Origin of the sequence: Asanoa iriomotensis (assembly GCF_016862515.1) — a bacterium.
GTDB classification, from domain to species: Bacteria; Actinomycetota; Actinomycetes; order Mycobacteriales; family Micromonosporaceae; genus Asanoa; species Asanoa iriomotensis.
The window spans coordinates 1-8,125 of sequence record NZ_BONC01000135.1; the positions used below are offsets into that span (position 1 = coordinate 1).

The 8,125-nt window shown below is 71.2% G+C and carries 5 protein-coding genes; 1 reads left to right on the forward strand and 4 read right to left on the reverse strand.

The window, feature by feature from the left end; translation table 11 throughout:
- Positions 1-15: 15 nt before the first annotated feature.
- Together Air01nite_RS39920 and Air01nite_RS39925 are read right to left on the reverse strand one after the other, a co-directional pair.
- Entirely contained in the window at positions 16-1,494 is a 1,479-nt protein-coding gene (locus Air01nite_RS39920; protein WP_203708625.1) for a glutamate-cysteine ligase family protein, read from the reverse strand.
- A gap of 200 nt (positions 1,495-1,694) precedes the next feature.
- Positions 1,695-2,279: a YceI family protein gene (locus Air01nite_RS39925; RefSeq protein ID WP_203708626.1), complete on the reverse strand. Its 585-nt coding sequence runs from the start codon at positions 2,277-2,279 to the stop codon at positions 1,695-1,697.
- Positions 2,280-2,384: 105 nt separating this feature from the next.
- Here Air01nite_RS39925 and Air01nite_RS39930 point away from each other — a divergent pair, with 105 nt between their 5' ends.
- Entirely contained in the window at positions 2,385-2,894 is a 510-nt protein-coding gene (locus Air01nite_RS39930) for a MarR family winged helix-turn-helix transcriptional regulator (protein WP_203708627.1), read from the forward strand.
- 237 nt (positions 2,895-3,131) lie between these two features.
- On the opposite strand, the gene Air01nite_RS39935 is transcribed toward Air01nite_RS39930, so the two are convergent.
- Both Air01nite_RS39935 and Air01nite_RS39940 read right to left on the reverse strand, forming a co-directional pair.
- Positions 3,132-5,663: an ATP-binding protein gene (locus Air01nite_RS39935; protein ID WP_203708628.1), complete on the reverse strand. Its 2,532-nt coding sequence runs from the start codon at positions 5,661-5,663 to the stop codon at positions 3,132-3,134.
- Positions 5,664-5,760: 97 nt separating this feature from the next.
- Positions 5,761-7,959, reverse strand: coding sequence for an MMPL family transporter (locus Air01nite_RS39940; protein WP_239091286.1), 2,199 nt, complete (start codon positions 7,957-7,959; stop codon positions 5,761-5,763).
- Positions 7,960-8,125: the final 166 nt, after the last annotated feature.

Here is an 8,125-nt window from a genome sequence, read left to right on the forward strand (position 1 = left end):
GCGGCAGGACAGGCCCTAGTCGATCGGCCAGGTGTGCACGGGGTCGTTGGTGCGCTGCAGCTCGCCGTAGCGGGTGAGCATGTGGTGCAGGGCCGTCGTGCGGTCCAGGCCGCGCTTGCGTTCCGCCGCCCTGACCATCGCCGTTTGCCAGGCCGCGCCGTTCTGACCGGTGCGGCAGCGTTCGGCGATGATGGTCAGCAGGTGGTCGCGGTGGTGCGGCGCGACGCCGAACCGGTCGAGCCCCGCCGCCGCCCTCGGCAGCAGCACGTCCGGCACCAGGTCGGCGATCCGGACCTCGCCGTGCCGGGGCCAGTAGACACGGGCGTCCAGGCCGCGCCGGGCCGCGGCGTGGAAGTTCTCCTCGGCCTTGGTGAACGGCAGTTGGCTCCAAATCGGACGGTCGTCCTCGGCCAGGTCGCGGACGAGTCCGAAGTAGAACGCCGCGTTGGCCAGCATGTCGACCACCGTCGGGCCGGCCGGCAGCACGCGGTTTTCCACGCGCAGGTGCGGGCGGCCGTTGGTGATGTCGTAGACGGGCCGGTTCCAGCGGTAGACGGTGCCGTTGTGCAGGCGCAGCTCGCCGAGCCGAGGCACGCCGCCGTTGTGCAGCACCTCGACCGGGTCCTCGTCGTCGGTGATCGGCAGCAACGGCGGGAAGTAGCGCACGTTCTCCTCGAACAAGTCGAAGATGGACGTGATCCAGCGCTCGCCGAACCACACCCGCGGGCGTACACCTTGTGATTTCAGCTCATCGGGCCGCGTGTCGGTGGCCTGCTCGAACAGCGCGATCCGGGTCTCCGCCCAGAGCTGCTTCCCGTACAGATAAGGCGAATTGGCCCCGATGCCGACCTGGATGCCGGAGATGGACTGCGCGGCGTTCCAGTAGTCGGCGAACGTGTCGGGCGCGACCTGCAGGTGGAACTGCACGCTGGTGCACGCCGACTCCGGCGCGATGGAGTCCGTGAACGTCTGCAACCGTTCCACGCCACGGATGTCGAGCCCGATGTCCTCACCTCGAGCGGCGACGATCTGCTCGTTGAGCGCCCAGTAGCGCTCGTTGCTGGAGAGGTTGCCGAGCACCAGGTGGCGGGGTGTGAGCGTGGGCAGGATGCCGATCAGCACGATGGTCGCGTCGGCCTTGTTGGCCCTGTCCTCCGCGCGCCCGATGCTGGCCTCGATGTCGTGCTGGTAGTCGGCGAAACCGTCGCCCTCGATCAGCCGCGGCCGGGCGTTCAGCTCGAGGTTGAACTGCCCCAGCTCGGTCTGGAAGGTCGGATCCGCCAGGTTGGCCAGGATCTCCGCGTTGCGCATGGCTGGCTCGGCGTCTTTGTCGACCAGGTTGAGCTCGATCTCCAGACCGGTCGTCGGCCGCTCGGCGTCGAACTCGAAGTCGTCGAGCATCAGCGCGAAGACATCAAGACATCGCCGAACTTTCTGCCGATACCGGACGCGGTCCTCGCGGGAGAAAACAACCGGCGACACATCCTTGCCCATGTGCCCTCCCCGGCGCACGGCCCCGTATGACTGGCGAGTGGACCCTTCACGGTAGGAGGGCCGAGGGCGCTCGGCCAGGGACAAACCAGATACTTATCACCCTTTGTAAGCGGATCAAAGCGTTCAGTCCACCATACGCCAGGCCCCGACAGCTCTGATCAGCTGCCGGGGCCTCGCGAATCTGGTGTGCCCAAAGAGAATCAGGCCTGGCGAACGGCCTCGCCCTCGAGCTCGATGCGGACCTTCTTGCCCACCAGGACGCCACCGGTCTCCAGGTTGACGTTCCAGGTCAGGCCGAACTCCTCGCGGTCGATCTCGGTGCTCGCCGAGAAGCCGAAGATGTCCATGCCGTACGGGTTGCGGCCGGCGCCCTCGAACTCGACCTTCAGGTCGACCTTGCGGGTCACGCCGCGCACGGTCAGCTCACCCGGCAGCACGAACTCGTTGCCGTTGACCTCCTTGACGCCACCGAGGCTCTGGAACTCGATGGTCGGAAACTCCTCGGTCTTGAGGAAGTCGGGGCTGCGGAGGTGGTTGTCACGGTCCGCGTTGCCGGTGGTGATGCTCGGGGCCTTGATGCTGGCGGTGACGGAGGACTCCAGCGGGTTCTCGCCGACCGTGATGGTGGCCGTCGCCTCCTCGAAGTGACCGCGGACCTTCGCGACCATCATGTGCCGGGCGACGAAGCCCACCAGCTTGTGCGCCGGGTCCATCTCGTAGGTGCCGGCGGTGGGGATGGTCAGGCCGTTCCAGACCCGGGTGTTGTTGGTGGCGGTGTCGGTCATTGGAGCTAGCTCCTTTGGGAGGGTGTTCGTTTTTCGGACTCGGTTGCGTAAGCAACTATATCCTCGGCAATATTCCGCGTGTCAAGGACTGCTACACTCAATCTCGTGGCTGAGCTGCACGAAGATCCACGCATCACCGCTGTCGGGTTGCTCGCCGAGACGGTCACCGGACTCTCGGCGCGCTTCGCCGCGCAACTGGCGGGGCACAAGCTCTCCGCGGTCGAGTTCGAGGTGCTGATGCGGCTCGTCCGCTCACCGGGGCACGAGTTGCGGATGACCGACCTCGCCGCCCAGACGTCCCTGTCCACCAGCGGCGTCACCCGAGTCGTCGACCGGATGGAGCGCGACGGCCTGCTCCGGCGCCGGGCCTGCCCGACGGACCGGCGCAGCTCCTACGCGGGCGTGACCGGCGCCGGCGTGACTCGCCTCACCGAGACGCTGCCGGGCCATCTCGCGCTGATCGAGCAGTGGTTCACGGGCCAGTTGGCGCCGGCCGAGCTCGAGGAGTTCCTCGACTACCTGCGCCGGATCCGGGACGCGGTCAACCCGTGCGCCACCGCCGGCGCCAACGGCAACACCGAAGCCGACCCGGAGGCCGAGGCGGTCAACGCCTGAGATTCCTGCCGCTTTCTCCTCGGCGGCAGCACCGGCAGAAAGACCGGCAGAACCGCCGGACCTCTATCGCCAAAAGCCACATTTGGTACGCCCGGCGCGTGACCCCCGATAAGTTACTCATCAGCGAAAGCGCTGCGGGGCGCGACGCGGACAACTACCGAAAGTCCGTCGGGGGGCGGGCTGGGTCCGCGTCGAGCGGGGGTGGAAGACAGCCGGTGCTGACTGTTGGGAGGGCGGTCAGCGCCGGCTGTCGTCGTGTTCGGCCCGCGCTCGCTCCGACGGCAGCAAGGTGATCCCGCCTTCCTTGCAGACCGCGTCTAGCCGCTCGATCACCGCCGCGCGGTTGGCCGGGTCGTCCGTGGCGGACGCCAGCCCCACCAGCGCCTCGGCCACGTCCCGCAGGTCCCGCCCGCCGGCGAAGGACTGCACCGCGACCCCGAACCACTCCGCCGCGAGCACCCGGTCGCCACGCCGGGCCGCCAGCGTCGCCTCGATCATCGCGCTCGGCCCCTGCACGTCGCTGGCCGGCGCGTCGCCCACGCCCGGGTCGGCGCCCGCCGCGACCGCGCGCAGGGAAGCCAGCACCGCGAGCGCCTCGTCGAGCTGGTCGGCCAGGGCTAGGGCGAGACCGATCGTGCCGAGCACCCGCGCCCGGTGCCCCGGGTCACCCAGCCGCTCCAGCGGGCCAAGCGCTCGGCGGCCCATCTTGACCGCGTCGTCGTAGCGGCCGTCGAGGCGGTTGACCTCGGCCGTGTTGGCCAGCGCCAGCGCGCGCAGCCGGTCTTCGCCGCACTGTGCGGCCAGCCGGTCGACCGCCGCCATCCGGCGCCGGGCCGCGGCGAGGTCGCCGACCCGGATCTCGTGCCAGGCGAGGTTGCTCTGCGCCACCGCCATGTCCCGGGTGCGCCCGGTGCGGGTGGCGAGCGTCAGCGCCGCGGCACCGTGCCGGCGGGCCTCGTCGTAGCCGCCGGTCGACATCCACAGCCCGGAGAGCTGGTTGCGCGCGGCCAACTCGCCGGTGACGTCGCCCTGCTCGCGGAAGGTCGCGAGGGCCTCCTCGGCGGCGGGCAGCTCGGTCGAGGCGGCGCTGTGCTCGGCGGCGAGCTGGGCCACGCCGAGCTGGGCCCAGGCCCGCAGCACGGGGTCGGCGTCGGCGGTGCGGGGGTCGTCGAGCAGCCGGCGCAGCCACTGGCGCCCAGCCGCGTCCCGGCCGCGGAACCGCCACCAGCGCGGCAGGTTGGCGGCCAGCAGCAGCGCGGTGTGCGGGTCGTCGATCGCCGAATGGGCGAGCGCGCCCCACAGGTCGCTGCTCACCTCGTCGAGCCGGGCGACCGCGCCGGGCAGCGTGCCGCCGGCCAGCTCGGGCGCCACCCGGGCGGCGAACCGGGCCATCACCAGCGCGTGCCGGCGCCGGATCGGTGCCAGCTCGCCCTCGGCCGCGGCCTGCTCCTCGGCGTAGTCGCGGACCACGTCGAGGAGCCGGAAGCGCATCGAGCCGGAGCCGCGCATGCCGAGCAGGCCGAGCGCCACCAGCCGGTCCAGCAGCGGCACGGGGTCGCCGTCCAGGGCGCCGCCCGGCGCGGCGGTGTCGGCCAGCATGGCCTCACCCAGCTCGACCGACCATCGGTTGCGGAACGGCGAGAGCCGGCGCACCGCCACCTGCTCGTGCGGTTCGAGCAGCCGGTAGCTCGCCGCGACGGCGTCGCGCAGGGTCACCGCGTCGGGCGCCGCGCCCGGCATCTTCTGGCCGGCCAGGTCGAGCAGGCGGTGGCCGTACCGGTCGAGGATCTGGTTCATGTCGAGCACCCGGCCCCGCGCGGCGGCCAGCTCGATGGCCAACGGCAGGCCGCCGAGCCGGCGGACCAGCCTGACCAGCGCGCCCACCTCGCCGGGCTCGAGCGGGTCGCGGCGCACCCGGCGCAACCGGTCGAGGAACAGCGCGACCGCGGGGAACTTCGACACGGTGGACAGGTCGAGGTCGTCGTGCGGCGGCACCTCCAGGGGCACGACCGGCCAGACGCGCTCGCCGGGCAGCCCGACGGGGTGGCGGCCGGTGGCCAGGATGCGCAGCGACGGCGCGACGGCGACCAGCCGGTGCAGCGCCTCGGCGACCGCACCCGGCGCCCGCTCGACGGCGTCGACCAGCAGCAGGCTGGGCGCGCCGGAGAGCCGGCCGGCCAGCTCGTCGGAGCGGGCCACGCCCAGCACGGTCGCGGCCGCGGTTAGGACGTCGCTCTCCGTCGAGCCTTCGGTGATCACGATGCCGGCGACGCCGGCCGGGTGGCGTTCCTTGACCCGCTCGATGACGGCGAGCGCGACGCTGGTCTTGCCCACGCCGGCGAGCCCCACGAGGCTGACCAGGCCGACACCGCGGAGCAGGGTCAGCGCCACCTCGGCCACGTCGAGGTCGCGCCCGACCAGCGGCCCGGGCGGCGGCAGACCCCGACCCCGGCTGGCGGCCACCGAAGCCGGGGCCAAGGGCGTGAACGCGGGCACGGTCGGCCGCTCGTCGGCCACGGCGGGTGGGACCGCGCCGCGGGCGACCGCGACGAACTCGGCGCGGACGGTGCCGGCCAGGTGCAGCGCGTCGGCGAGTAGGTCGACAGTGGTGCGTTGGGGCCGGGACGCCCGGCCGCGTTCGAGGTCGCGGACCGTGCGGACACCCACCCCGGCCCTGGTGGCGAGCTCGTGCTGGGTCAGCCCGGCCTCCCGGCGGTGGGCTTTGAGCAGGGCGTCGAAACCCTGGTCAGCGCCGTGATCCGCGGTCATGGCCAGGAAGGTTACGCAGCGTCGGCCCCGACCGGGACCTCAACGTCGCGTCACTGACCGGTGAACGCCGGATTCCCGACAGACTCCTGAATATTTGCTAGGTCGAAATCGTTTCCCTAGTTGCCGGGATGGTCGCGGTGGCCTTGACCGGTGCGCCGCTCGCCGTCGCGAACCAGCGTTGGTGCAGGCGGCGCAGCGGGGCCGGGGCCCACCAGTTCCACTCGCCGAGCAGGCTCATCAGGGCCGGCAGCAGAAGGCCGCGGACCACGGTCACGTCGAGGACGATCGCGACCACCATGCCGAAGCCGATTTCCTTGACCGCGGTGAGGCCGCCGAGCAGGAAGCCGAGGAAGACGACCGAGATGGCCAGCGCGGCCGTCGTGACCACCGGGCCGGTCTTGGTGATGCCGGCGAGCACCGCGCGGTCAGAGGCCTTGGCGTCGTCACCTGGCCGGCGACGGCGTACGCGGCGATCCCATTCCTCTTTGATCCGCGCCAGCAGGAAGACCTCGTAGTCCATCGAGAGCCCGAAGATGAACACGAAGAGCAACACCGGCGTGGTCACGTCGATGGCGCCCCAGGAGTCGAAGCCGAGCAGCATGTCGCCGACGCCCCACTGGAAGACCACGACCAGCACGCCGAGGGTGCCGAGCAGGGTGAGCGCGTTCATCAGCAGGGCTTTGACGGGGATGACCAGCGAGCCGGTGAGCACGAAGAGCAGGATCGCGGTGGCCAGGAACAGGACGAGCACGGCGAGCGGCAGGCGACTCGCGACCGAGGCCTGGTAGTCGACCAGTTCGGCGGCCGGACCACCGACCAGCAGGGGCACCGGAGTGTTGAGCTCGCGGATGCGGCGCACGAGGTCGCGCGAGGTCTCGTCGCCGGTCGCACCGGTCGGCGTGACGTCGATGACCGCGGCCTGCCCGGTGATGTCGGGCCGGGGCTGCATCAGCACGACGCCCGGCATGGTGTTGAGCTGGTTGAGCAGGTCGCGGACGGCACCGGTGGCCGGGTCGGCGTCGACCACGACGACGACGGGCTCGGCGCGGCCGACGTTGAAGTCGCGCTGCACGGTCTCGTAGAGCTGACGGGCCTCGGCACTGGCGGGCAGGGCGCGGGCGTCGGAGTTGGCCAGGTTGGCGCCGAGGACGAAGGGCAGCGAGAGCACGACCAGCCCGACCGAGACACCGAGCGCGACCGGACCGGGCTTTCGCTGTGCGGCGACGGCCAGCCTCGGTAGGAGTGGGGTCTTGGGCCTTGGCAACCGTTCGAGCAACCGGGTGCCTTGGGCAGGGATGCGCCGGTGCGCAACCGCGAGCAGGGCCGGCACGGCGGTGAGCCCGGCGGCCGTGGCAAGGATGACGACGACGGCGCCACCGAGGGCCATGCTGGCGAGGAGCGGTTCGGCGAACGCGAACAGCCCGAGCATCGCGGCGGCGACGGCGAGCCCGGAGATCAGCACGGTCCGGCCGGCGGTCGCGGTGGTCCGGGCGATCAGCTCGGCCAGCTTCGCATCGGGGTCGGCCGCGCGCTCCTCGCGGAAGCGGGCGATCAACAGCAGCGCGTAGTCGACGGCAAGGCCGATGCCGAGCAGCGTCACGACGTTGACGGTGAACTCGCCGACGTCACCGAGCGCGGTCAACGCCATGAGCCCGAGCAGTGTCGCCGCGACGGAGACGAGGGCGGCGACGAGCGGGATGAGGCCGGCGACAAACCCGCCGAGAATCAGGACGAGCACGACGAGGAGTACGCCCAGCGCGATGCTCTCGCCGACCGCCGCGTCCTTGATGGCCTGCTCGGCGAACTCCCGCTCGGCCAACTTCTCACCACCGACCAGCACCTGCGGAGCGTCGATCCGATGCAACGCGGCGGCGACCAGGTCTTCGGTGTCTTCCCGCTGCGCGTCCGGCAGCCCGGGCCGCAACTCGACCTCGACCATCGAGCTGCGGTTGTCGGCGCCGATCCGCCCACCGGGTGCGCTGTAGAGGTCCTCGACGGACCTGACACCCTCGATGCCGCGGATCTCGGTAGCGATCTTCTGGACGTTCTCGACGAGCGGCGGGTCGTAGATGTCCCGGTCCCGGATGACCGCGATGACCTTCTCGCCCTCGGGCTTGAGCTCCTGCACACGCCGATCGGCCTGCTGCGACTCAGCGTCGGGCCGCAGGTTGTCGGTGGTGGCGAGTCGATCGAACACCTGACCACCGAACGCCACGCCCGCGACGACCAGCACGAGCCACCCGCCCAGCACCGCCCACCGCCACCGCACCATCGCCCGACCGAGCGCAGCGAACATGGTTGGACCTCCCCGGAATAAGTACCGAGGAATGCAAACACCTCGACCCATCCCGCGCCACCAGACGTTCGGCCTGCCTTCACGTCAGATATCCGCAGTGCAACCTTCCCTTCGCCCAGACCCGCCGCTCCCGCCAGCCACCCGTCCGGCCCCCCCAAGGGTCCCG

Coding starts and splice junctions, on each gene's coding strand:
- Air01nite_RS39920 (WP_203708625.1), bottom strand. CDS start 1,494: ATGGGCAAGGATGTGTCGCCGGTTGTTTTCTCCCGCGAGGACCGCGTC.
- Air01nite_RS39925 (WP_203708626.1), bottom strand. CDS start 2,279: ATGACCGACACCGCCACCAACAACACCCGGGTCTGGAACGGCCTGACC.
- Air01nite_RS39935 (WP_203708628.1), bottom strand. CDS start 5,663: ATGACCGCGGATCACGGCGCTGACCAGGGTTTCGACGCCCTGCTCAAA.
- Air01nite_RS39940 (WP_239091286.1), bottom strand. CDS start 7,959: ATGTTCGCTGCGCTCGGTCGGGCGATGGTGCGGTGGCGGTGGGCGGTG.